General features: G+C 63.5%; 21 protein-coding genes and 3 pseudogenes. 16 read left to right on the top strand and 8 right to left on the bottom strand.

The window, feature by feature from the left end; genetic code table 11:
• Positions 1–48: 48 nt before the first annotated feature.
• The 14 genes and pseudogenes from ASF45_RS08425 to ASF45_RS08365 all read left to right on the top strand — a co-directional run.
• On the top strand, positions 49–1,086 hold the full coding sequence (locus ASF45_RS08425; RefSeq protein ID WP_056659907.1) for an ABC transporter substrate-binding protein: 1,038 nt from the start codon (positions 49–51) through the stop codon (positions 1,084–1,086).
• Positions 1,086–1,934: an ABC transporter ATP-binding protein gene (locus ASF45_RS08420; protein ID WP_056659904.1), complete on the top strand. Its 849-nt coding sequence runs from the start codon at positions 1,086–1,088 to the stop codon at positions 1,932–1,934. The genes ASF45_RS08425 and ASF45_RS08420 overlap by 1 nt, the downstream gene beginning before the upstream one ends.
• The gene (locus ASF45_RS08415; protein ID WP_056659901.1) at positions 1,931–2,698 is read left to right on the top strand and encodes an ABC transporter permease; all 768 of its coding nucleotides are present in this window, start codon (positions 1,931–1,933) and stop codon (positions 2,696–2,698) included. The genes ASF45_RS08420 and ASF45_RS08415 overlap by 4 nt, the downstream gene beginning before the upstream one ends.
• Positions 2,695–3,171, top strand: a complete 477-nt coding sequence (locus ASF45_RS08410; protein WP_056659898.1) for a nucleoside deaminase — start codon at positions 2,695–2,697, stop codon at positions 3,169–3,171. Before ASF45_RS08415 ends, ASF45_RS08410 begins: the two co-directional genes overlap by 4 nt.
• Before the next feature lie 124 nt (positions 3,172–3,295).
• On the top strand, positions 3,296–3,565 hold the full coding sequence (locus tag ASF45_RS08405; protein WP_056659896.1) for a hypothetical protein: 270 nt from the start codon (positions 3,296–3,298) through the stop codon (positions 3,563–3,565).
• 61 nt (positions 3,566–3,626) lie between these two features.
• Positions 3,627–4,219, top strand: a pseudogene (locus ASF45_RS08400) (LemA family protein).
• Between the two features lie 12 nt (positions 4,220–4,231).
• Positions 4,232–5,284 (top strand): M48 family metalloprotease, encoded by a 1,053-nt coding sequence (locus ASF45_RS08395; RefSeq protein ID WP_056659893.1) that lies wholly within the window; start codon positions 4,232–4,234, stop codon positions 5,282–5,284.
• An 86-nt stretch (positions 5,285–5,370) separates the two neighbouring features.
• Entirely contained in the window at positions 5,371–6,963 is a 1,593-nt protein-coding gene (locus ASF45_RS08390; protein WP_056659890.1) for a glucan biosynthesis protein, read from the top strand.
• Positions 6,964–6,967: 4 nt separating this feature from the next.
• On the top strand, positions 6,968–7,798 hold the full coding sequence (locus tag ASF45_RS08385) for an urease accessory protein UreD (RefSeq protein WP_056659887.1): 831 nt from the start codon (positions 6,968–6,970) through the stop codon (positions 7,796–7,798).
• A 104-nt stretch (positions 7,799–7,902) separates the two neighbouring features.
• Complete coding sequence (locus tag ASF45_RS08380) at positions 7,903–8,277, top strand: nuclear transport factor 2 family protein (RefSeq protein ID WP_056659883.1); 375 nt, start codon at positions 7,903–7,905, stop codon at positions 8,275–8,277.
• A gap of 80 nt (positions 8,278–8,357) precedes the next feature.
• Positions 8,358–8,813, top strand: a pseudogene (locus tag ASF45_RS08375) (extracellular solute-binding protein); the annotation flags it as partial.
• A 609-nt stretch (positions 8,814–9,422) separates the two neighbouring features.
• The gene (locus tag ASF45_RS35110) at positions 9,423–9,968 is read left to right on the top strand and encodes a hypothetical protein (RefSeq protein ID WP_156472905.1); all 546 of its coding nucleotides are present in this window, start codon (positions 9,423–9,425) and stop codon (positions 9,966–9,968) included.
• A 247-nt stretch (positions 9,969–10,215) separates the two neighbouring features.
• Positions 10,216–10,680, top strand: coding sequence for a hypothetical protein (locus ASF45_RS08370; RefSeq protein WP_156472904.1), 465 nt, complete (start codon positions 10,216–10,218; stop codon positions 10,678–10,680).
• Between the two features lie 1,016 nt (positions 10,681–11,696).
• Positions 11,697–12,391 (top strand): annotated as a pseudogene (locus ASF45_RS08365) (IS3 family transposase); the annotation flags it as partial.
• 33 nt (positions 12,392–12,424) lie between these two features.
• Here ASF45_RS08365 and ASF45_RS35105 read toward each other — a convergent pair.
• The 6 genes from ASF45_RS35105 to ASF45_RS08340 all read right to left on the bottom strand — a co-directional run bounded on the left by ASF45_RS35105 (position 12,425) and on the right by ASF45_RS08340 (position 20,237).
• The gene (locus ASF45_RS35105) at positions 12,425–12,586 is read right to left on the bottom strand and encodes a hypothetical protein (RefSeq protein WP_156472903.1); all 162 of its coding nucleotides are present in this window, start codon (positions 12,584–12,586) and stop codon (positions 12,425–12,427) included.
• Positions 12,583–14,016, bottom strand: a complete 1,434-nt coding sequence (locus tag ASF45_RS08360; RefSeq protein WP_156472902.1) for a hypothetical protein — start codon at positions 14,014–14,016, stop codon at positions 12,583–12,585. The genes ASF45_RS35105 and ASF45_RS08360 overlap by 4 nt, the downstream gene beginning before the upstream one ends.
• 26 nt (positions 14,017–14,042) lie before the next feature.
• Complete coding sequence (locus tag ASF45_RS08355) at positions 14,043–15,401, bottom strand: hypothetical protein (protein WP_156472901.1); 1,359 nt, start codon at positions 15,399–15,401, stop codon at positions 14,043–14,045.
• Positions 15,402–15,799: 398 nt separating this feature from the next.
• Complete coding sequence (locus ASF45_RS08350) at positions 15,800–16,654, bottom strand: M15 family metallopeptidase (protein ID WP_056659871.1); 855 nt, start codon at positions 16,652–16,654, stop codon at positions 15,800–15,802.
• Between the two features lie 319 nt (positions 16,655–16,973).
• The gene (locus ASF45_RS08345; protein WP_056659868.1) at positions 16,974–18,539 is read right to left on the bottom strand and encodes a hypothetical protein; all 1,566 of its coding nucleotides are present in this window, start codon (positions 18,537–18,539) and stop codon (positions 16,974–16,976) included.
• Between the two features lie 450 nt (positions 18,540–18,989).
• Complete coding sequence (locus tag ASF45_RS08340) at positions 18,990–20,237, bottom strand: hypothetical protein (protein WP_162243975.1); 1,248 nt, start codon at positions 20,235–20,237, stop codon at positions 18,990–18,992.
• A 274-nt stretch (positions 20,238–20,511) separates the two neighbouring features.
• On the opposite strand from ASF45_RS08340, the gene ASF45_RS08335 reads away from it, so the two are divergent.
• Together ASF45_RS08335 and ASF45_RS08330 are read left to right on the top strand one after the other, a co-directional pair.
• The gene (locus ASF45_RS08335) at positions 20,512–21,135 is read left to right on the top strand and encodes a hypothetical protein (protein ID WP_056659861.1); all 624 of its coding nucleotides are present in this window, start codon (positions 20,512–20,514) and stop codon (positions 21,133–21,135) included.
• A 112-nt stretch (positions 21,136–21,247) separates the two neighbouring features.
• The gene (locus tag ASF45_RS08330; RefSeq protein ID WP_056659858.1) at positions 21,248–21,886 is read left to right on the top strand and encodes a LuxR C-terminal-related transcriptional regulator; all 639 of its coding nucleotides are present in this window, start codon (positions 21,248–21,250) and stop codon (positions 21,884–21,886) included.
• A 697-nt stretch (positions 21,887–22,583) separates the two neighbouring features.
• Here the strand turns inward: ASF45_RS08330 and ASF45_RS08325 are convergent.
• Positions 22,584–22,973 carry a hypothetical protein gene (locus tag ASF45_RS08325; RefSeq protein WP_056659854.1) on the bottom strand — a complete coding sequence of 130 codons (390 nt, stop codon included), beginning with the start codon at positions 22,971–22,973 and terminating at the stop codon, positions 22,584–22,586.
• A 202-nt stretch (positions 22,974–23,175) separates the two neighbouring features.
• On the bottom strand, positions 23,176–23,412 hold the full coding sequence (locus tag ASF45_RS08320) for a hypothetical protein (protein WP_056659850.1): 237 nt from the start codon (positions 23,410–23,412) through the stop codon (positions 23,176–23,178).
• Positions 23,413–23,439 lie beyond the last annotated feature (27 nt).

Below are 23,439 nucleotides of genomic sequence, written 5' to 3'. Positions count from 1 at the left end.
CAGGCACCCAACTTGCTTAAATCCCGGACTTTTCACTCCGAGACTTCGATGAACAAGCGCCACCTGCTCCAGTCCTTCCTCGCCGCCTCTGCCCTCGCCTTCGGCCTGCCGGCCGCGCAGGCGCAGACCACGCCGATCAAGTTCCAGCTCGACTGGCGTTTCGAAGGCCCCGCAGCGCTGTTCCTGCAGCCCGCCGCCAAGGGTTACTTCAAGGCCGCTGGACTGGACGTGGCCATCGACGCAGGCAACGGCTCGGGCGGCACGGTCACGCGCGTGGCCTCGGGCGCCTACGACATGGGCTTCGCCGACCTGGCCGCGCTCATGGAGTTCCACGCCAACAACCCCGACGCACCGAACAAGCCGGTCGCGGTCATGATGGTCTACAACGACACGCCAGCCTCGGTCATGGCGCTCAAGAAGAGCGGCATCAAGAGCCCCGCCGACCTGACCGGCAAGAAGCTCGGCGCCCCGGTGTTCGACGCCGGCCGCCGCGCCTTCCCGATCTTCGCCAAGGCCAACAACGTCGGCAACGTGCAGTGGACGGCCATGGACCCGCCGCTGCGCGAGACCATGCTGGTGCGCGGCGACATCGACGCCATCACGGGCTTCACGTTCACCTCGCTGCTGAACCTGGAAGCACGCGGCGTGAAGACCGAAGACGTGGTGATCCTGCCCTACCCGCAGTACGGCGTGAAGCTGTACGGCAACGTCGTCATCGCCTCGCCCAAAATGGTCAAGGAGAACCCGGCCGCCATCAAGGCCTTTCTCGCGGCCTTCGCCAAAGGAGCCAAGGAGGTCATGGCCAACCCGTCCGCCGCCATCGAGCACGTGAAGGCGCGCGACGGCATCGTCAACGTGCCGCTGGAGACGCGCCGCCTGCAGTTGGCCATCGACACCGTGGTCGCCAGCCCCAACGCGCGCGCCGAGGGCTTCGGCCAGGTGAACCCGGGCCGGTTGTCGCTGATGGCGTCGCAGGTCTCGGACGCCTTCGCCACCAAGACCCGCGTGAACCCCGAAGCGGTGTGGAACGCCAGCTTCCTGCCCAGCGCCGCCGAGCTCAACGTGCTGCCGCCGGCCAAGAAGTGATGGCAGACGACACCCCGTTCGTTGACTTCAGAGACGTCTGGCTCGCCTACAACGAGCAACTGCTGCGCGAGAACCACTTCGCCGTCGAGGCCATCGACCTGAAGGTTCGCAAGGGCGAGTTCATCGCCATCGTCGGGCCCTCGGGCTGCGGCAAGTCGACCTTCATGAAGCTGACCACCGGCCTGAAGATGCCCTCCATGGGCAAGATCTTCATCGACGGCCAACCCGTCACGGGCCCGCTCAAGATCTCGGGCATGGCCTTCCAGGCCTCCTCGCTGCTGCCCTGGCGCACCACGGTGGACAACGTGCTCTTGCCGCTGGAGATCGTCGAGCCCTACCGCTCGACCTTCCAGAAGAACCGCAAGCAGTACGAGGAGCGTGCGCGCCGGCTGCTGCAGAAGGTCGGCCTGGCCGGGTACGAGGACAAGTTCCCCTGGCAGCTGTCGGGCGGCATGCAGCAGCGCGCCAGCATCTGCCGCGCGCTGATCCACGAGCCCAAGATGCTGTTGCTCGACGAACCCTTCGGCGCGCTCGACGCGTTCACGCGCGAGGAGCTCTGGTGCATCCTGCGCGACCTGCATGCCGAGCAGGGTTTCAACGTGATCCTGGTCACGCACGACCTGCGCGAGTCGGTGTTCCTGGCCGACACGGTCTACGTGATGAGCAAGAGCCCGGGCCGCTTCGTTGTCAAGCGCGAGATCGAACTGCCGCGCCCGCGCGAACTCGAGGTGACCTACACCAAGGAGTTCACCGACATCGTGCTGGAACTGCGCAGCCACATCGGCGCGATCCGCAATCCCAACGCGGGGAGCGCCGCCAAACCCTCCGAGAACGCACTGCCGCAATGAACAAGAAAGTCGTCGAAGCCTGGTCGCCCTGGCTGCTGTTGTTCGTCGTCGTCGCGCTGTGGCAGATCCTGTGCGCGGCCTTCAACGTCTCCGAGTTCATCTTCCCGAGCCCGCTGCGGATCTGGGAGCAGTTCTGGGAGTTCAAGGCCATCATCGCGGGACATGCCTGGCGCACCTTCTGGGTGACGATGGCGGGTTTCGGCATCGCCATCGTGGTCGGCGTGCTGCTGGGCTTCGTGATCGGCTCCTCGCGCCTGGCGTATGCCGCGGTCTACCCGCTCATGACGGCCTTCAACGCGCTGCCCAAAGCCGCCTTCGTGCCCATCCTCGTGGTGTGGTTCGGCATCGGCATCGGGCCGGCCATCCTGACAGCCTTCCTGATCAGCTTCTTCCCCATCATGGTCAACATCGCCACCGGCCTGGCCACGCTGGAGCCGGAACTGGAAGACGTGCTGCGCGTGCTGGGCGCCAAGCGCTGGGACGTGCTCATGAAGGTCGGCCTGCCGCGCTCCATGCCCTACTTCTACGCCTCGCTCAAGGTCGCGATCACGCTGGCCTTCGTCGGCACCACGGTGTCGGAGATGACGGCCGCCAACGAGGGCATCGGCTACCTGCTGATCTCGGCCGGCTCGTCCATGCAGATGGGCCTGGCCTTCGCCGGCCTGCTCGTGGTGGGCGCGATGGCCATGGTCATGTACGAGCTGTTCAGCTTCGTCGAGAAGCACACGACAGGCTGGGCGCACCGCGGCAGCCAGAACGCATGAACGACGACCAGGTCGTCCGCCAGCTGCGCCGCGCAGACCAGGTCGCGCGGCGCGCCATGGCCATGGGCCGGCATCCGTTTGGCGCGCTGCTGGTGGCGCCCGACGGTGAGACCGTGCTGGCCGAGCAGGGCAACATCGACACCGTGAACCATGCCGAGTCCACGCTCGCGCGGCACGCGGCGGCCAACTACCCCGGCGCCTACCTCGCGCAGTGCACGCTGGTCACCACCTTCGAGCCCTGCGCCATGTGCGCGGGCACGGTCTACTGGGCCGGCATCGGCAGCGTGGTCTACGGCGCCGAGGAAACCGACCTGCTCGCACTGACCGGCGACCATCCCGAGAACCCCACGCTGGCCCTGCCCTGCCGCGAGGTCTTCGCGCGCGGGCAGCGCCCGGTCGTGGTGACCGGGCCGGTCTCCGAGGTCGCGGCCGAGATGGTGGCCACGCACCAAGGATTCTGGCAGCAGCGCTGAGCCGAACGTTGCGGCATTTGCATCGTGGTTTAGCCAAGTGTCCGGCAGGGTCGTTACACAAAATAATCCCAGTGCGGGGACTGCCTCGCCACAATCAGCTGACGTCGTGCTTACGGAGTAACCCATGCCGCTGGACTATCTCGCCCGGCTCGAGCGGGCCCGCTTCCCTTTGCTGGTGCGCAAGGCCAGCGATGTCGACAAGGTGCGCGTGCTCAAGGCCGCTGAATACATCACCGCATCGGTGCCGCTGGGACCCTTGAACACCGCCTTCGGCGAAGAGGGCGAGGCCGTGATCTTCGGCCTCACCGAACGCGGTGAGTCGGCCTTGCGCGGTGCGATGGCGCCGCCCGAGGCCCCACTGCAGCGCGGCCGGCGCGACAGCCTGGACGACTGACCTACCCCCTGTGCCATAGTCGGGCGCCGGCCGTGTGGCCGGTCCAACACGGGAGGCATGCATGGCAGTGGAAGGATGGGTGGTGGTGGCCCTGTTGGTGGTCGCGGCGGCGTGGGCAGCCAGGGTCTACAACCGGCTGGTCCAGCACCGCAACCGCATCGCCAACGCCTTCGGCCAGATCGACGTACAGCTCAAGCGCCGCCACGATCTCGTGCCCAATCTCGTCGAGTGGCCAGGCGCTACCTGGCCCATGAAGCCGCCACGCTGCAGGCCGTCACGCAGGCCCGTGGTGCGGCGCTGGGCGCCGCCGACGCGGCCCGCGTCGCGCCCACCCATGCCGCCACCATCGGTGCGCTGACCGCCGCCGAGCAGGCCCTGGGCGGCAGCCTGGGCCGGCTGCTCGTGGTGGCCGAGGACTACCCCGAACTCAAGGCCGACGCCAGCATGCGCTCGCTCAGCGAGGAGCTGGCCAGCACCGAGAACCGCATCGGCTTCGCACGCCAGGCCTACAACGACCAGGTGCTGGCCTTCAACGACGCGGCCACGCGCTTTCCGGACCTGCTGGTGGCGCGGCTGGCGGGCTTTGCGCCGGCGGCCATGCTGCAGTCCACCCAGTCGGCCGCCGAGCGCGCTGCGCCCAGGGTGGCGTTCTAAACCTCTGCGCGCGTGCGCTTCTTCGAGTACCAGGACCAGGCGCGGCGCGCCACGCGCAAGCTGGTCGCCGGCTTCGTGCTCGCGGTGCTGGCCACCGTGGCCGGCGTGCACACCGCGCTCGCGCTGGGCTGGCTCGTGCTGCGCGTGCTGTTCGGCGGCGACCTGCCCTTCCCGGCTTACTTTTTCAGCGTCAACGTGGGCGTCACGCTGCTGCTGGTGCTGGGCGGCTGGTGGATCCAAACCTCGGCCCTGCACGCCGGCGCAGCCCAGCGCCTGGCACACCGCGCCGGTGCACGCGAGGCCCGGCCGGGCCTCTCGCATGCGGAGCAGCGCCTGTGCAACGTGGTCGACGAGATCGCGATTGCTGCTGCCATGCCGCGGCCTCAGGCCATGGTGCTCCCGCGCGTGCAAGGCATCAACGCCTTCGCCACGGGCTGGCACGAGGACGATGCCGTGGTCGCCGTGACCCAGGGTGCGCTGGAGAAGCTCACGCGCGAGGAGCTGCAGGGCATGGTGGCGCACGAGTGCAGCCACATCCACGAGGGCGACACGCACCTGAACATGCAGCTGGCCGGCATGGTCAGCGGGTTGGAGCTGGTGCACGACTTCGGCATCACGCTCAGCGAGCGCGGCGGGCTCGCGCTGCTGGTGGGCTGGCCCGTGCGGATGATGGGCTCGTTCGGCTGGCTGGCCGGGCGCATGCTGCAGGCGGCCGTGTCGCGCCAGCGCGAGTTCCTGGCCGACGCGCGCACCGTACAGTGGACGCGCAGCCGCGACGGCCTGGGCGGCGTGCTGCGCAAGGCCATGACCGAGCAGTGCCTGGCGCGCGAACGGCGCGAGCGCCAGCGCCCGCTGCATCCGGCGTTGCACCACCTGCTGCTGGTCAGCGATGGCGGCCGCGGGTCCAACTGGTTCGACGCGCACCCGCCGCTGGCCGAGCGCGTGCGCCGCATCTACGGCCGGCCCATGCCGGCGCTGCCGTTGACGACCATCGACGACGGCCCGCAAGCCCGCGTGGCGGACCGTCCACCACCCGCTGTCCAGGGCCCGTTCACACTGGTGTAGGCCAAGGCCGACACCGCCTGTCGCCCAATGGCCCCAGTGCAACAGGCGCTTCAGCGGGGGCTTTCGGCTCCGGTACATTCGGTCCGATGTTGCACCGCAGAACCCTCCTGACCGCAAGCGGCACCGCGGCGGCGCTGGCCGCCCTGGGGCTGTCTCCAGAGGCGCTGGCGCAAGCCGGCCTCAAGCTCGGACCGGCCAAGCCTTTCGACTTCGACGCCCTCGTCGCCCAGGCCCGCGCACTGGCCGCCAAACCCTACGCACCGCCGCCACCGTTGCCCGCCGACGTGCTCGAGCGCATCGACTACGACGCGCACGGCAAGCTCAAGTACAGGACCGATTTCGCCCTGTTCAAGGACGGGCCCGGCCGCTTCCCGGTGACCTTCTTCCACATGGGCCGCTACTTCCAGACGCCCGTGCACATGCATGTGCTGGACAAGGCCGGCAGTGGCGCACGGGGCCGCGAGATCCTCTACGACCCGGCCTACTTCGAGATGCCGGCCGACAGCCCGGCCAAGGCCCTGCCCCAGGGCGCAGGCTTCGCGGGCTTTCGCTTCCAGGAAAGCCGGCTCGGCGACCAGGCCAAGCTGCCCTGGCAGGGCAACGACTGGGTGGCCTTCCTGGGCGCCTCGTACTTCCGCGCCATCGGCGGGCTGTACCAGTACGGCCTGTCGGCGCGCGGCGTGGCGCTGGACGTGGCCGTCCCCGGCAAGAACGAGGAGTTCCCCGCCTTCACGCGGGTCTGGTTCGAGCCGCCGGCCGACGGCAGCGACACGGTGGTGGTCTACGCACTGCTGGAAGGCCCCAGCATCGCCGGCGCCTACCGCTTCCAGATGCGGCGCGACCAGGCCGTCACCATGGACATCGACAGCAAGCTGTTCCTGCGCCAGGACGTCGCGCGCCTGGGCCTGGTGCCGCTGACCTCGATGTACTGGTACTCGGACAAGCTCAAGCCCACCGGCATCGACTGGCGCCCCGAGGTGCACGACTCCGACGGCCTGGCGCTGTGGACCGGCGGCGGCGAGCGCATCTGGCGCCCGCTCAACAACCCCGCGTCCACCGGCATCTCGGCCTTCGGCGACAGGTCGCCCAAGGGCTTCGGCCTGATGCAGCGCGACCGCAACTTCGACCACTACCTGGACGGCGTGAACTACGACAAGCGGCCCAGCCTGTGGGTGGAGCCGCTGTCGGACTTCGGCGAGGGCGCGGTCGAGCTCGTCGAGATCCCGACCGACGACGAGATCCACGACAACATCGGCGCCTTCTGGGTGCCCAAGGCCAAGGCCGTGGCCGGCAGCAGCTACGACATGCGCTACCGCCTGCACTGGGTGGCCGACGAACCCTTCCCCTCGCCGCTGGCGCGCTGCGTGGCCACGCGCATCGGCCGCGGCGGCGTGCCGGGCCAGCCGCGGCCGCAGGGCGTGCGCAAGTTCATGGTCGAATTCCTGGGCGGGCCGCTGGCCAAGGTGCCCTTCGGCGTGAAACCCGAGGCCGTGCTGAGCGCCGCGCGCGGCAGCTTCTCCTACGTGTTCACCGAGGCCGTGCCGAACAACGTGGCGGGCCACTGGCGCGCCCAGTTCGACTACACGCCCGAGGGCAATGGACCGGTGGACCTGCGGCTGTTCCTCAAGCTCGGCGACCAGACCTTGTCCGAGACCTGGCTGTACCAACTGCTCGCCTAGCACGATGGCCTGGCATGCCAGCCTGGCGCTGGACTACCGTCTCGAAGCGGGCCGCAGCGTCGCGCGGCACCGCCACCAGGGGCCGCTGCGCGTGCTGCAGAGCCTGTACCCCGAGCGCGAGAACATCTGCCACAACGTGCTCGTGCACCCGCCCGGCGGGCTCGTGGGCGGCGACCTGCTGGACATCCGAGTCGACGTGGGCGAAGGCGCGCACGGCCTCGTGACCACGCCCGGCGCCGCGCGCTTTTACCGCAGCGCGGGAGAGGCGGCCGCGCAGCACACCCAGCTGTCGCTGGCGCCGGGCGCGCGCTTCGAATGGCTGCCCGCCGAGACGCTCTGCTACGACCAGTGCCAGGCCGAGAACCGGCTCGGCCTGCAGCTGGCGCCCGGCGCCGAAGTCATCGGCTGGGACATCACGGCCTTCGGCCTGCCGCATGCCGGCAAGCCCTTCACGCAGGGCGCGCTGCGCCAGCACCTGGAACTGCCCGGCGTCTGGCTGGAGCGCGCGCGCATCGCGGCCGACGATGCGCTGCTGATGGACAGCCCGCTCGGCATGGCCGGCCAGCGCTGCATCGCCACGCTGTTCTTCGCCTGCGGCGACAAGCTCACACGTGGCCGGCGCGAGCAGGTGCTGGACGCGGCGCGCGCCGTGATCGAAGGCCACGCACTGCGCGCCACGGCCGGCGCCACGTGCCCGAACGCGCAGGTCGTCGTGGTGCGCGCGCTGGCGCCCGTGGTCGAGCCGGCCATGGGCCTCCTACAGCAGATCTGGGCCGCCTGGCGCGGTGCCTGCTGGCAGCTGCCGGCCACGCCGCCGCGCATCTGGGCCATGTAGCCACGCCGCCATGACCTGCCAGGTCATGGCCCGCGCGCAGGCCGCGCCCTACTCTTGCGCCATGCGTTCCACAGGGGAACGCTGCAACCTAGGAGAACTTGTCCATGAACACCGTCAACGACTACCAGGCCATCGCCCAGCAGTACATCGCCGCCTGGAACGCCAGTGGCACCGAGCGCGCCCACGCCATCGCCCAGGCCTTCGCGCCCGATGCGCGCTACACCGACCCGCTCATGCAGGCCCAGGGCCACGCGGCACTGGACCAGATGATCGGCGCCGCACAGCAGCAGTTCGGCGGCCTGCGCTTCCACCTCGACGGCCAGGCCGACGGCCATGGCGAGCGCCTGCGCTTTCGCTGGACGCTGGGGCCCGACGCGGCCACCGCCGTCGCCAAGGGCACGGACTTCGCGGTGCTCGCGGGCGACGGCCGGCTGGCCGAGGTCAGCGGCTTCCTCGACCTGGTGCCGCAGGCGGGCTGAGGGCTGGCTGAAAACCCGAAGGGCATGCGCGGCCGGGCCATCCCACAATGGCCCGCACCGACACAACAACAGGAGATCGCATGCCCGTCTTCACCCGCTCCCTCCACGCCCTGGCCATCGCCGCGCTCGCCGCAACCACCGGTGGGGCCCGGGCCCAAGGCGTGGTCAATGCGCTGTGCAGCACCGACGCCCCCTGGTGCGAGGCCGCGGCCGCCGCGTTCACGCGCCAGACCGGCATCAAGGTCAACCAGGCGCACAAGGGCACGGGCGAGATCGGGGCCCAGCTGCGCGCCGAGGCGCAGAACCCCAAGACCGACATCTGGTGGGGTGGCACGGGCGACCCTTTCCTGCAGGCCGCCGAGGCCGGCCTGCTCGACGCCTACCGCCCCGCCTACATCAACGACCTGCACGAATGGGCCGTGCGCCAGTACGCCATGAGCGGCAACCAGGTCGGCGGCTTCTACACCAGCACCATCGGCTTTGGCTACAACACCGAGTTGCTCAAGAAGAAGGGCCTGCCCGAGCCCAAGTGCTGGTGAGAAGTTAAACAAAGAAATGCTGGAAGTGAGCCACATAACTGCCGCCACTTCCAGAAAATAACCGCCATTTGAAGACGGTCGTGAACCACATATGCTCCGCACTTGCACGCGGATAGCCACATCCGCGCCGAATTTGCAGAGCGCTGCAAGTCATTGAAATTGTTAAAGAGCGGTTGGAAGTATAGGGGCGTTATCCGCGAATTTCGGAAGTTTTTTTGTCGATTTGGAAGTTAAGGGGCCTTGTTCGTCATTTTCACAACACCAGTCCGGTTCGCGCTGGCGATGAGCATCCAAATCTCCGAGAACGGCGCTGGAATAACGCTGTGATACCACCCACACGAAATGAGGAGGCGCGGCATCCAGATTCCTCCTGCTTGCGCCATTTCGCCCCCTCGAATTCACCAACGTTCGGTTTTGCAAAGAATGCATTGATGAGAATGGGCCGTCCACTCGCTTACGCCGCTTCTCTCCAACTCTGGCCGTCAGTTTCTTCTTGCATTTACCGTGAAAACAGTTTTATACTTAAAACTTCCCGGAAATGCATTCGCATCGGGACGGTCGATGCAGCTCCCGGCTTGGGGCTGCCGCCGAAACCAGGACTCAACCATGAGGATGTTTTCAGTAACCGAATTGCGTGAGTTTCGCTCCCGCGCCAAAGCCATCCGCCGCGAAGGTGGCATGATCCACTCCCACGCATTGGATTCGATCGCAAGAGAGGAGGGATTCGCCGATTGGCAATCTTTGATCCATTTTTCCAATGCACACCCCTTTGAGCCCGATCCTCTCCACTACGGCGCATTGGAGTTTCGGGGTGGGGCAATCCGACGCGGGATGGTTGGACGGCAAGGCTCAGCTCTTCGGCGGAGTACGACGGTTGGTCGCAGCACAAAATCTGATTTTCATTCAACGGCGCCGTCCAACGAGCGCGCCCGCGAACCTGAGAATTTTGAAATCGATTGGCCCGCTCCCCCTGTCACCACCTCAGACAAGTCTCCCTCGGAGCTGCACGCGCTGTACGACAAGCACGCAACCCCGATCATCCTCGTCCGCAAGCGTACGGCTACTGCCGAGCAAGCGCAGTTGCCCATGCGGAACTCGTCGCCTGCCACCCACCGGCCACGAAGCCAGCTCACCCTGAGGGGTGAGCAATGAGCGGGCGCCCCAAAGAGCCCGCTCCCCGCAACGCAAGAAGCGGGCCCCTCAAGCTTGTCGTATCAAGCCCGGACCCTCTCGGCACTCAGCAAATGCGCCTTCTGCGCGAGTACGTACGACGCCACGGGTCCGTCAATCGCACTGTCATCGCCGACGGAGGCCGAGACTTTTACAGTTTGGAGTTGATGCGCCTTGTCGCGGTACACGAGCGTCGCGGCGGGTTGCGCGTGGTGGAAGGAAGCCATCCATGAGCGGCCCGACTATTCACATGGTGACACTCGACGGGATCAAGGTGATTCGACCTAAGCCACCTCGTGCCCAACCAAAAACGAAAATCAAAAAACAGATGGCGGTGCAGGACATCGCGAACTGGGCCATTCGCACCGTGCCGGAACGGGTGAAAGCGCAAGGCAAGCACGTGCCGAGCAGGCATGGCGCCCCGGAACATTGGGTGCTGCAGTTCGACGGCATCAATGTTCTCGTGGCGTCGGGTTGCCAAAGACGTCCTACCGATCCGTCGCTCTCGAACATGATGACCGTCTGGCCCGAGCGCGGAAGAAAGTTTTTTGATTTGGCATGGATGCCCGATGAACTTGATGATCCGCCTGAGGCCTTGATCCGCTTGACGCCAGCACTGGAAACGTTCATGACCGAGTTCGGAGGCGCGATGGAGTACCAGCGACTGCTTGCCGTCACCCTTTGGCCAGACTAGTCAATTCTATTTTTGAATTGCTGGTGCAGCCCGCAGCCTTAGGCCGGCGGGCTTTTTTTCCATGGCGAAGTCTTGAGATGTCAGGCTCGAATCCGCTTCCGACTGGTCCTATAACCCGGCCCCATCCTCCCAAAAGGCATCCATTATCCACACGCCTTCGCCAGAGAAACCGAAGAAGCAGAGTTTTAGCCCTCTTATCGGCATTCAACTCACGCACAACATCATTGAGCGAACATGGCGACTGGAATAAAGTTGACCCCCCTTAATCTGGATTTAAAAATGAGTGAACCTGTTGACGACCGATACTACTGCTACTGTTGCGAAAAGCCGATCGAGCGCCGCCTCTTCGAGGTATCGAGGGGCGTCGAGCAAGTGATCGAGGGAGACGACAGCGGAAATCCCCACGGGCTGAAAATCGAAGTCTCCACCCGCTGGGGAGAGGGGCTTGGCACCTACTGTTCGCCTCGATGTCGGGCGAACCACATGCCAGTTCTGCTGGAACCAGAGAAGTTCGATCTGCCTAACGAAGCACCAGGTATTAGACCTTTCGAGGCCTGCGCTCGATGCTCCAGTCCCGTGGATATGGCGCAACCGCACTGGGCCTACCTGCAAGCCGAGGTCGACATCGATGGTGGCCATTCAGTTCTAGATTTGGACTACTTGGCAGTTCTCTGCCCGACTTGCAGAGCACCAACGGACCTCGCGGGCTCGGCTTGGCTGCAAGAGGATCTGGCCCCAGCTCCGAAAGAGCAGGTAGCAAGTTGACCTTGACGGGGCGAGCCGGAATGAACCCGACGCCCCCATTCTCGATTGGCGAGCATGCCACGCCGTCCAAGGCTGGCCCGCGTGGATCTACAAGGGCGCCGCCATCGTCTTAAGTTGACGCGCGCTCGGCGACTCGCACTTGCCCTTGCGTACCGCGTTGAAAATGGGGCTCACGCCTGTGTCAACTTTAGGTCGGCTCGACGGCTGCACGGAACTCGGGCACATGAAGGCGTGCTCAACCCGGCTCCCACTGCTACGGCTACCGTCGAATGCAGGCCTCGTTGACCTGGCAATGCCTGAACATCTCGGAGAAGGTCGTGCAGCGGCTGATGAAGCAGGAATGCCTGGTTGCCGCCACGCCCAAACGCCGGCGATACGGGGCTCCTACATGGGCGAGATCAGCCCTGCGCCGGACAACCTCTTGCAGCGCGACTTCGGCGCAGCTACGCCGAACGAGAAGTGGCTCACCGACATCACGGAATTCCAGATCCCAGCGGGCAAGGTGTACCTGTCGCCCATGATCGACTGTTTCGATGGCATGGTCGTCAGCTGGACGATCGGAACGCGCCCGGACGCAGAGCTTGTCAACACGATGTTGGACGCGGCCATCGAGACCGTCACAGCCAGCAACGAGCGGCCCGTTGTGCACTCCGATCGCGGCGCTCACTACCGATGGCCTGGATGGCTGTCTCGGATCGCTGAAGCAAAGCTTGCGCGCTCGATGTCTCGCAAGGCATGCTCGCCGGACAACGCCGCGTGTGAAGGCTTCTTCGGCCGCCTGAAGATCGAGCTGTTCTATGCGCGCAACTGGCTGCCGACGACGATCGAGGACTTCATCGCAGCGTTGAACGCGTACATCCTTTGGTACAACGAGGATCGGATCAAGATCTCGCTGGGAGCGCGCAGCCCCATCGAGTACAGGCGCGACCTTGGGCTCGTTGCTTAAACCGTCCAAGTTTTCTGCCGCACCCCCCGGAAATCAACACTTCTCGATCATTGGCATCGCGAACGCCAGCAGCGCGCCCGCATAGGCCACGTACGAGAAAGCCGTTTTCAGTCGATCGTTGATCTCTGCGCGCAGCAGCGCGTGCTCTTGAAGCATTGCCCGCATCGCCAGTTCCGATGGATCGCTACAGGTCATGGCGTCGCCTGATTCTTGAGTGTAGCGCTCTGGATGAGCTGCCAGTTCAAGCGCCCGTGCACTGCTCTGTAGATGTCGCTGTGCGCGCCGCCCCCCGTATTCGGCTGATTGAAGAAAACAACGTTTGACGCGTCCAAATACGTGACGGCATGACCGTCAAGCGGCAGTGCTGCAATGGACGTGTTGCGCACACTGCGCGAACTGATGCAGTGGAATCCGTTGCCTGCAAGCCCTCCCTCGGGCGGACACGTCTCCCGCCAGGATTTGATGGAGCCGGCCATATCGGCCCAAAACGCCTGATCGTTGGCTTTGTCATGCTGGCTTGCGGTCATGACGATCGAACGGACATCGTTCTGACAGTTCTCTTGGTAGCTGAAGCCGTCGCCAGAGCCGTCTTTTTCCATGCGATGGATCGAGAAAGCCCCCTGCCAGGCAATGAACAGGTCCCATGAACGACGTGGTTGGCGATCCTTTGCCGACTTGAATGCGGACCCAGCACACAAGGCAGACACCAAAGTGCGGGATCCAAACGAGTGACCGATGGCAATCATCGGCATGTTCAACGGCACATGAGGCCGCACGGCGTCGAGAATCTCCGCGATCCAAGTCGCTCCGACCTCGTCGGCGTCGTGAGCCTTCGCGACGTAGCTTATGCCCTTGACCGCAGGCTCAAACCAGTTCGCGCTCCAAGAACTCGACCAGGTGACTCCGATGAACAGCGGCCTGAAATCGGCCTCGCGCGAGGCGGTCTTGATGTGGGAAACGACGGAGTTGAAATTGCGCACCGCTTCGATCTGCTCCGTGTTCCACCCCATCACCACCACGAGCAGGTGGGTGTAATTGGCCTTTCCCGACGCGAGCTGCTGCCCGATCTCCTCTTGCAAAGCGCCGATCGCCAAGCGGGAGTCCTGAAATGCGCGGTCAGCGCTTCCGACGACGTACCGCGACTTGCAGGGCTCTCCAGGCGTCTCGCTGAGATCGGACGGGTCCGCATCCGCCGCGTTGCCCCACTTTCCGTACATCGAGTAAAGCGTGCAGTTCCCTTGACCGAAAGGCTGCCCGCTGCTCCGCAGCACGTGAGATACATAATGGACCTTCGGGTCCCCTTTCACCCTGCTCTTTACCTTTTTCAGACCTTCCGAGTCGCTCGGATCGTCTGGAGGGAGCTCGGCGCCGTTGAGAACGGAGGCACGACGTCCTTTGTCCAGCCCAACGATGTATCCTGGAAATTGAAGAGCGATGGCCTCAGGGTTGTATAGCGCGTCGTGGAACACACCGTTCTCTCCTACACCGCCTCTTGCGGTGATGCGTTCCTCGATCGACAAGTATCCAGTTGGTCGGCCTGCACAACCGACGAGCATCGCAGCGGAGACAACGGCAGTTACGCCGGCCAGAATAGTGGCGACTGCACTTTTTCTCTTAACCAACATTCAAGACCTCCGTTTTGAAAAGCCCCTTACGATGAGCTGCCTCTACGCAAAAACAGCTTGCACGCCAGCTGCGCCATGTTGTGCTGGTCCACCACGCTGCCATTGCTCAGGTCGACGCGATCGCACTGCACCTGAGGCCCACCTTCGGCGCCCCACATGCGCCCGGTCTGGCAGGGGAAAGCGCCTGTCAGAATCTCGCCTCGTTCAAAAAGGCTGTAGACCGCGGCGGCGGGCGCGAACGAGCCTGTACTGGTAATCCGCGCTGCAGCATTGAAATCGCTCTGCCGGTCCTTGAGCGAAACAGTTCCAGAGCCATCCACTGGTGAGGCATTAAATACGACGGCTCGTGTTACGCGTGGATCTCTCAGGTACAGATAGGTAGCAAGTCCTCCTCCCAACGAATGCCCAACCGCCGTGAACTGAAGCTCGGTCGACTCTTCAGGCGATCGAAGGTGCAAGACGTCTGCCACCTTATGCAGCCGGTCGATCTGCTCGAAGATGGATCCGACTGCGCGTCGAACTTGACGGTAGTGGTCCCAGAACAACGGCTGCATTACGAACAAGAGTCCGCGCAAATTCGAGAGCAATCCCCCGCCGCCAGCAGTTCCTCTGAAGACAATCGCGTACTCGAATGAATCCTTTCCTTGTCCATCGCCTCGTGCGCTCGACTGCCGGCGCCAGACGTCGATGGCCAACTCCGGGACAAACAGCCGCCAGGCACTTGGATGCGTCTGCTTGTGCAGTTCTGGCACCGCTTGCCATCCGTCTCCAATCAGCTGGACAGGTACCTTAGGTTCGCCCTGCCCTGACTTGTATTTGCAGTCATCGTCATCGACGGGCCTTTTGAAAACAAACAGCGGCTTCTCGTCGTCTTTCTGCCGCTGGTCCCCGCCGAGGAAATTCGCCTCAAACGTGGTACGGATGGGCATATCAAACTTGGGAAACTCCTCATTCTTCATGATGCCCGCAGCGTCGGCGCTGGAGCAGGCACCCCGATGACCGCCCAGGCACATCTCGCGGGTCACGAGGCAAGCGGGGTGCTTGTTGTCGGTGTCTCCGGTCCAGGCGGCTTCGGTAGAAGCAAGTACGCACAGCCGCCAGCTCTGCTCGCAGTTGGCTGACGCCGCCCCGTCCTTTGCTGCGTCCTTCGGCGAAGACGATCCGGCCTGAGCAAGCTCATGCATGCACAGCTGCGCGACACGCTGACGGTAGAAGGACTCGGCATGGCCGATGAGCGTGTCCCCTCGACCGTCTTCAGCTGCTCGTTCTGCTAGGCCTTGCAAAATGGGAGATGAAACGACAGGAGCGATCTCTGCGTGCGTCAATCCTTGCGACTGATAGACGTTTGCGGCCATCGCGGCGTAAGGCCAGTAGAAGCGGGCCAAGGCCTGCTCCCCATTCCAGGCTATCGCTGCTTCCGTTGGCACCGGTGCGGGTTGGCTCCGGTTGGCTGCGCAACCCCAAACGGCCGGCACGGCAAGTGCCACAAGGAGTGCCGTGCGCATTCTCTGCCAACGTAACCGATTCATGAGAAATCCCCCCCCGTGTTTTCAGGTGAAAAGCGGCAAGGCGAGACTTACCATTTTCTCTATTCAAGACGCGATCGCCACGCACTTCACCAAGTGCAGTTCGCTTTCATGCACTTCTCCCCAATCTGTTCACTACCCCAGCAGGCCACAGCGATTCATCTCCAAATGGATGTGTGCTTGCGCCATGCGGCAGCGAAGTGAGCGCTATAGATTGGCCGCTCCTAATCCGCGGTTCCAGATGAAGCATCAGGTCATCAACCGACGCCGTATTTTTCGTTCACGTTCACCAACTCCACAGCTGGCAGTACCTTTACGACTTCAAAATGCATGCCGTCAAGCCGGCGCTTGTAGTGGCCGCCCCACCCGAAGCCGTAGTCTTGTGCGATGGGCACATGCTTGAACAAGCTCCCGTTCTCTCCTGGAAAGGCGGGGAGATGATTTAGCCAGTTCGCGCTGACGTTTACGTCGAAGGCCGTGCCCCACGCGTGGTTGCTGAGGGTCGTGGTGCTCCCGCGCACAAGTCGGGGTACCCAAAGACCACCGAAGTCGGTGATCAGCCCAAGCACTCCCGCCTGCTCCCACGCCTTCCAGAGCGCGAGCAGTTGCGGCACGATCAGTTTGTGCGCCTTCACTTGGCCAGACGCCGGAGCCCCCACCTTTCCGACAAGCTGAGGGATCGTCACGGCGACGATGTTGGTGGCAAACGTGTTGGTGATGACAATCCGTTCCGGATTCGAAACCGTCGGTGCACGATCGAAGACGATCGCGCCGAACGTCGTCTTCTGGGTGTCGACCGTGGGGGGCTGTGGCAATCCAAGCAGACGCTCGGGGTACGCGATGCCCAATGCCGCAGCGATGCCCGCCGGATAAAAATCATCGGAGTCGCTGATTGCGCATGCGTAGCCGAACGTCTGGTTTCCAGGGAGCCCGTCGACCTGCACGGCCTTGGACTTTGTTTGATCCCTGATCCAGCGTTGAAGCTGCTTCGTACCCTCGTGCGACACGGCGTCGAAGACGTCGCCGCCGCCAGCCGGAAAGCCGCGCTCGACAAGAAAACGATTGAAGAAGGCAGCGAGCGGTCCGCTTTGGTTCAATCTGAGAGATGGCATGCGGTCTCCAACCGAAGTGAAACGTTTATGGGATGGACCCGGTCATGCGAATGCCTCTTGGTAGGGCCCTCCAGGGCGCACGGCTACGCCTTGCGCCATCGGCGCACGTCGAGCAATCGAGTGGCAGCGCCCTCGCTTGGCAGTGCGACCAACGCCACAGCAACCCCAGCGCCTCATCCGACGCGTGGCCTGTCGGCCAACCGTGCATGGGTCGAAACGCGCACTCAGCGGCGCACGATTCCATCGGTCTGGGCGCTTCGCGCCCGGAATCGCGGTTCGCATGCAAAGCTCTCAAGTTGCGCATACCGAACTTTGGCGATCAGACGCAGCTGCTGCTGACCTTGTTCTGATCGAATGGCAAGTTGGCGATGAGTGCCGTCAGTGCGCTCTTGTCGAGCACCGCAAGGTCGGCATGCGAAAGCGATTTCTGCGCAGCGGTTCCCAAAGCCAACACCCGAGATCTGGCCTCGTCCCTTACCAAGTCCAACCGTGTCATGGCCAGACGCACGTTGGACTGCGCAACCTCGACCTCCTGCAACGCTTTTGCCGACTCCACCTTGTCGCCCTGCGAAACCATGAGGTTCGCGTTTTTCGCGCCCAGATCGGATGCAGCTGCTTTCAGCTTCGCTGCGCACGTCTTGAAAGGTTCCTTGGCGTTCGACAGATCAAGCTTTTCAACCAGCTTGCTCCGAAGGGCATCGCCCACTTCGGCGGGCATCAGCTTGCTACGCTTGTCTTCATCGGAAGCTTTGTTTCGCAAGTCGAACGCCTTCGCGAGGAAGCCACCCTGCAAGTCGGCCTGAGCCGCCACGGCGTCCACGACGTTGGCGGCGCCAGTGACGGTCACCCCCAAGGAACCTGACACGCCCCCGGTCTGCACCGACGTCACAAGCAAAGACGGTACGCTCCCACTCGCAACCGACATTAGCGCTTCGTAAGTTCCGTTCTTTTGCAGGTCGCTGACGCTGCTCCCCCCAAGTTCCTGCAAGGCACGAGCGCCTGTGATGGCACGCGCGGCCATTCTCAAGCCCGGCGTCTCAACTTCCTTGATCGAGTCCTGCGCCTCGATCAGCCCGGCAAGGGCGGAGCAGTTGCCGTCGATGGCTATGGCGTCGCTGATCGCTGCCTCCAGCGAGTAGTCATCGATCCCCTTGCCTTGCCTTGCTTCGACGAGTTCCTTGCGGAGCCGGTTCTGCCGCAGCTCGATTGCCTGGACCACAACGTGCGCGGCAAGGTTGCTGAAGTAGGCTTGGTTGTACTCGGCTTGCACACCGCTGAACAAGCCTGCGGTACCAGCCAGACTGCGAGCGGCGGTAGCGCCCGGAAGGATTGCACCAAGCACCCCTGCAAACGTCGTCAAGGACCCGAGACCGAAGTTGACATCGCTTTGCTGGCGACGGAGAAACGTCTTGTAGACGTTGCACCGAGAGGTGGAGACGGCCAGGATCCGATCCTGAACGCTGTTGCGCTGCAGGCGCTTGGCCTCAGGCGGATGACCGTTGGTTCGAAACCAGGCAAAAGCCAGATCGTACTTGCGACCGTAGTTCGTTTCCGTGTCATCTACGTCCCAAGTCTTCATTCCGCTAGCCACAAGTTCGTGTTTCGGATCGATCAGCTCAAGCAGGTTCACTTGCTCGAAATTCTTACGCCGCAAAGCAGGGTAAGAGCTGTGACGGTCCACGGATTCGTACTGTTCGCTTGCCTCGGCCGTCACAGCCTCATTGAACGAGGCTCGCCAGGACGCACATCCCCCTACGACTGGCAGGAGCAACAGCAGCGCTGTCCTGAGCAAGGTCGATTCGTCTCGCATGGAGCCTCCGAACGGTTTGTAGGTCGTGTGCACATTGCGCGCTCCGAAGGTATCGGCGAGCAGGTGCGCCGGCATCGTTCATATTGAGGATGCCCATCAAAGAGACCAGCGGCGGGGCCAAGGCTCGCCAGGGCGGATCTGGCTGCGCGGGAGGACAGCTCATCACGTCTCGCAAAGCGCAGATAGGTCATGCCAGTTTGGGCCGCTCGCCCTGTTGATCCGACGCCTTCTGGTTCCCTGCCCATTTCTTGAGAACCACCCTGAACGACGGCTAGGCAGGGCCCAAAACATCAAGGAATACAAAGTCCCTACGACTCGCCCTACGGATTTCAACCCGGCAAAACCACCCTCGTTAGCTTTGACGGAGACATCGAGAATTGCATGCGGCTGCAACAGGAGCTTTCGCTGTTCAGGGTCGTCGCCGTTTCTAAGAAAAACAAGGGGCGCAGTCGTTGGTGACCAGTGAAGCGCCCCGGTCGAGGTTACGCGCGCTCACGTTGACTGAGCGCGCACCCGGGCCAGCGTTCACACGCCGCATTGAACGCGGAGCCATTGCCCGCTCGCGCTAGCTTGCTGATCCAAGTACTTCAAAAGCCCGTCATGCTGCGGCTCCCCCTCCGACTGCGGCGGCTTCGCTGCGATGCGCTGAACCACGATCACGTCTTCTTTGGGCAGAGACACGTGCCGAAGGTTCTCGTGATCAGGCCATGACCCCGACGCCGACAACGCGGACACCGACACGAACACCGGCGTTCCGATGCGCGAACGGACCCATACCGGGCAGACGAGGTGGGCCAGCGAACCCGGCTGGCGCCGACAAACCTCGTTGCCAAGCCCTCTGTTCAAGATCTCGCATCCGCGGTCGGTGACGAACATCTTTGCGGGCAAGTTTCCCCATCCGATCCGCTTGAGCATCAAATGGGCCACTGCCATCCAGCCATTGCTGGCCGTCATGACCAACGTGGCGGCAACGAAGGCCCAAACCATCAAGTTTCCGAACTGACGCGGTTTTTGGATGCGCCTCGCGAAAGCCACGAACATGGCAAAGTAGATCGCCCAAAGCGCAAATGCGACACCCGCGAGCCGGATGGAGCTTCGTTCGTACGTTGTTGCCGGCATCACGTTCACGAGCAAGAGGCTTGCGACGACGGTCAGCGCGGACGAATTCCAGCTAAGCGCAACCCAAGCCCCGGCCGCCTGCTTCCAACTGGCCAGGGCCTTCCACCGAAGAGCCACAACAACTGCTGCCAACACCGGCCCCGTCGCCGTCAGCCATCCTGGGATCGAACCGTGGTACTTCGGCCATGCGGGATAGGCCAACGCGAAGATGCTAAGGCTCGCTGCCACAAGGGACGCTGGCAAAAGGTAGGTCACCAGCACCCACCGGTCGCCGATCGACTCTGGCACGGTGAACGCGAAGCGAGCAACTGCGCCACCTACGATGGCGAACACCGACAGGGCCACCGTCATCGCCAACCCTCCGAGGGCGATGGTTCCAAGAAGCGGCCCGATGCTGGCGACGTCCACTTGAGGCATCTCACCGATCTCCCAGAAGACCATCGCCAACAGGAGCACGCCGAAGATCGACGTGACTTGTGCTCCAACCTTGATCGGATGCGCCAAGCAGTGCCGCCAGGCGCGCACGCCGGCAATCTCGGATCTGCGTCGGAAGAAGGGAAGTAGTTCTGTCGTCACGTTGGTCGTCAAATGCTGGCTCGCCGCAAACGGCAGCAAGTCCCGGCATGGTACGGCCCGCTTGAGCGCCCAAGCCATCCTGCCGGATCCCTCGGCGGAGCGGACGTCAGCGCGTCGGCCCTGCGTCGTCTCGAAATGACCTCGCGACTTATTGTCAACACTGACAAGAATTGGATTGCTTGACCTTTGTCGCCAAAGCCGAACAGGGGACATGGGAGAGTCACGTCACCGGCATGCCTGTCAGCGGCATCTGGCAGAAGCCGAGCTGCGCTCAGGCCACCTGGCAGCCGCCGAGGACCACCTTGCCCAGGCTCGAGCGCTGGAGCACTCGGCAACGCCCTCCGCCGACCGCATGCGGCGCATGCGTGTGGAGGCCCTTGTTGCCGACGCTCAAGGCAAGCATCAGGCCGCGCTGAGGCATTGCCAGATGGCGCTCACCCTTGCCGAAGCGAGTGCGGTGGATCGCTATCGGCTTCTGATCATGTCCGACATGGCTTGGACCCATCAGATGGGCAGAGCGGAAACGGCGGTAACGTCGTTCCATGACCTCCTTTTTCATTTGGATGACACGGTCCGTCAGGGTCTGGCCCGTGCGCATGCGACCTGTGGCCTTACCGTCGCCTTGATTGCAGCGGGCCGGATCGACGACGCCTCGCACGCCGCGTTGCGTGCCGTGCGGACTTTGCAACAAGCCAACCTGCTGCGCTCGCGCAGCGAGGTGTTCGCCTGGCTGGCAGCCGCTTTAGGAGACATGGCGACCGCAGCGATCCTATTAGGGGTCGGCGAATCGTTCCTGCGGAGCTCGGAAACGGAACGGGACCCTATTTCGGCGTTGGCCCGTGTCCGAGCCCTCGAACTGATCGAAGCCGGCATGCCGGATGACGACCGTCAGCACTGGGGTCGCCAAGGCTCAGATGTTGGGGAAGCCGAACTGGTGCACATGCTTACCAACACGTTCTCGGCGGTGGGCCAGTGAAACCGGCCGTTCGCGCCCTTCAGGCAATTTAAGGTTTCTATTAACAACGTTTAGGAACATGCCGGGCCACCCACGCGAAAGTGGTGGCACACCGCGACTTCTAAGGACCGCCATGTTCGTCGAAACCGAAACCACCGCCGTGACGGCAGGAGCCGTCTCAGTCCGTGAGGCTGGCTTCCTCGACCGAAGACTGCGCGACGCAATTCTGGATGCTATCGACGCCGGAGTGATCATCTGCTCCTCCCAGGGCCACGTTCTGTTCTCCAACCTCGCCGCTCGGCAGGAGGTCTCTTCGGGAAGACTGCTGCGCATGGTGAACGCGAAGCTTGATGGCGTGGGAACCAGCGGACTTGGTAGTGCTCTGACAGCAGCCGCAGCGAAAGGGACGAGACACATCGTCGAACTTCGCACCGGCGACGACCGGCTGCATGCGGTGGTCAGCCCGCTGCGATCCAGCACTGGCGAGCGTATTGTCATCGTGTTGCTTGGTCGACGATCATCCTCCTCAGAGCTGAGCATCGAGCTCCTTGGCATCAACGCCGGGCTCACGTCCGCCGAGCGACAAGTGCTCGCCGATATGGCGGCACAGCGTAAGCCCTCGCGCATCGCTCATGAGCGCCAGGTCACCATCGCTACGGTGAGGACACAGATCGCCTCTTTGTACGCGAAGCTAGGAGTTCGCTCTCAGCAGGAGCTGATGTGCCTGCTCGGTGGTGTGCCACCACTCGCCATGAAGCACTTTTCCTGGTGAACTCCCGCCGATCTGACCCTCTCCCAAGTCCTATGCTTTCATTCAGCTGCCCCACATCCGGCTGCAACGGCACCGTTGCATTTGCGGACACCACTCAAGATGCAACCCACGCCAGCATCGATCAGCTCACGCACCAGCGACTTGAGGGCCCAAACGATGCTCCATCGGAGTGCCCAGTTTGCCATGTGATCTGGAAACGGAATGAGCTGACGAGCCGGGAACTGGCGTATCGCCGCCCTGAAGACGCTGCCTGACCACGCTTCGTATGGCCAAACGGCGTTCTCGCCATGGGCGCGCGATCGGCGGCGGGAATGCCCTCCTCTCAGTCCCAGGCCTCGAACGAAAACAGGTGCGATCGGATACCTGTCTCACGTTCCCCGCTCATCCTTGCCCTTCTCCAAGGGCCAGTGCAACTCTCTTGCGTCACGATGCCGCTGGTTCCGTCTGCACCGCATATGAGTAGACAAACCAGATACCGGGCCTCTGGGCTGATGAGGATGCCCGCGGCTGGACGCGGCGTACGAGGCGCACGGCGCCGCGATCGACAAGGTGGTCGCGCTCGCCAGCAAGCGTGTGGAAGTGGACGAGGACGCTGCCCGCACGCTGATCCGGCGAGACACGGCGCTGTGCTCGCAAGCATGGTGCTGGTCATGGTGGCGGTTGAGGCCCACGGCGAACACTTGGCCGAGCGACCCGCTCACGCGGCTGGCGCCTCTCGTGCCTTCAACGCCTCCCCGATCGCGGCCAGAACCCTCCGTGCGACGCTTTCGTTATCGCGAGCTTGGTGGGCGAACTCAATGCTGCGGTGTTTGTCGAACCATTGGATGACATATCCGTTCTTGGACAAGTCCTCCACCAATGTCCTCGTGGCTCCGTACGAGCGGCAAGCGCAAACGATAATCTCGCAGTCAGCATCCACGAACCGCTTCAAGCTGGTGGGCAGCCGGCTGCCAGGGTCACCCTGCGTTTCGATACCCACCTTGCACCCGTCGATGTCCATGACGAGCGTGCGATCGACCTTGTAAGACCGCTCGTCAATCTCCGCCTGTGGATACGCATCCTTGAGCATGTCGATCACAAGCTTCAAGGTCGTGCTCTTCCCGCAATTGCTAGGTCCACTCAAAGCCAACACCGTATTCATAAAGTCTCCGTAAGAGTTGGGTCTGATGACCCGGAGTGCTGCCTTTGCGCCACGGCGATTTCGAAGAAATCGTTTGCGTACGGCTGCTGCGGGTAGCGAAGTTGGTCGAAGCCATCGCCAAGGAAGCGCATGTCTCTGGCGAGGACGATTACGTGCTGATCGAGAAAATCCCCTCATGCTGGCGGGCCGAGCCGGCAAGACCCGCACGGAACTGAGCGCCTCGGCGCGACGCCGCCTCAGTGGGCGCGTCCAGGTTGCGGGTCTGCAGGGCCAAGTCCAACCGGCGTCCCTTTCTCGCGGAGTAGCGGGCCAATCGCCAGTCCGCGATGACCTCGACGGCCAGTTGGAAGTCGGTCAGCTTCAATGCATACAAGCGGTCCAGCAAAAACGGTTGCTCCTATTGAAGCGAAGT

The organism is Pseudorhodoferax sp. Leaf265, assembly GCF_001422365.1.
Classification (GTDB): domain Bacteria; phylum Pseudomonadota; class Gammaproteobacteria; order Burkholderiales; family Burkholderiaceae_C; genus Pseudorhodoferax.
The sequence above is the reverse complement of the archived record's forward strand: the minus strand, read 5'-3'. Positions and strand labels throughout refer to the sequence as shown.

Excerpts from the sequence above, each read along its gene's own strand:
- ASF45_RS08425 (WP_056659907.1), top strand. The coding sequence starts at position 49 with ATGAACAAGCGCCACCTGCTCCAGTCCTTCCTCGCCGCCTCTGCCCTC.
- ASF45_RS08420 (WP_056659904.1), top strand. The coding sequence starts at position 1,086 with ATGGCAGACGACACCCCGTTCGTTGACTTCAGAGACGTCTGGCTCGCC.
- ASF45_RS08415 (WP_056659901.1), top strand. The coding sequence starts at position 1,931 with ATGAACAAGAAAGTCGTCGAAGCCTGGTCGCCCTGGCTGCTGTTGTTC.
- ASF45_RS08410 (WP_056659898.1), top strand. The coding sequence starts at position 2,695 with ATGAACGACGACCAGGTCGTCCGCCAGCTGCGCCGCGCAGACCAGGTC.
- ASF45_RS08405 (WP_056659896.1), top strand. The coding sequence starts at position 3,296 with ATGCCGCTGGACTATCTCGCCCGGCTCGAGCGGGCCCGCTTCCCTTTG.
- ASF45_RS08390 (WP_056659890.1), top strand. The coding sequence starts at position 5,371 with ATGTTGCACCGCAGAACCCTCCTGACCGCAAGCGGCACCGCGGCGGCG.
- ASF45_RS08385 (WP_056659887.1), top strand. The coding sequence starts at position 6,968 with ATGGCCTGGCATGCCAGCCTGGCGCTGGACTACCGTCTCGAAGCGGGC.
- ASF45_RS08380 (WP_056659883.1), top strand. The coding sequence starts at position 7,903 with ATGAACACCGTCAACGACTACCAGGCCATCGCCCAGCAGTACATCGCC.
- ASF45_RS35110 (WP_156472905.1), top strand. The coding sequence starts at position 9,423 with ATGAGGATGTTTTCAGTAACCGAATTGCGTGAGTTTCGCTCCCGCGCC.
- ASF45_RS08370 (WP_156472904.1), top strand. The coding sequence starts at position 10,216 with ATGAGCGGCCCGACTATTCACATGGTGACACTCGACGGGATCAAGGTG.
- ASF45_RS35105 (WP_156472903.1), bottom strand. The coding sequence starts at position 12,586 with ATGACCTGTAGCGATCCATCGGAACTGGCGATGCGGGCAATGCTTCAA.
- ASF45_RS08360 (WP_156472902.1), bottom strand. The coding sequence starts at position 14,016 with ATGTTGGTTAAGAGAAAAAGTGCAGTCGCCACTATTCTGGCCGGCGTA.
- ASF45_RS08350 (WP_056659871.1), bottom strand. The coding sequence starts at position 16,654 with ATGCCATCTCTCAGATTGAACCAAAGCGGACCGCTCGCTGCCTTCTTC.
- ASF45_RS08345 (WP_056659868.1), bottom strand. The coding sequence starts at position 18,539 with ATGCCGGCGCACCTGCTCGCCGATACCTTCGGAGCGCGCAATGTGCAC.
- ASF45_RS08340 (WP_162243975.1), bottom strand. The coding sequence starts at position 20,237 with ATGGCTTGGGCGCTCAAGCGGGCCGTACCATGCCGGGACTTGCTGCCG.
- ASF45_RS08335 (WP_056659861.1), top strand. The coding sequence starts at position 20,512 with ATGCGGCGCATGCGTGTGGAGGCCCTTGTTGCCGACGCTCAAGGCAAG.
- ASF45_RS08330 (WP_056659858.1), top strand. The coding sequence starts at position 21,248 with ATGTTCGTCGAAACCGAAACCACCGCCGTGACGGCAGGAGCCGTCTCA.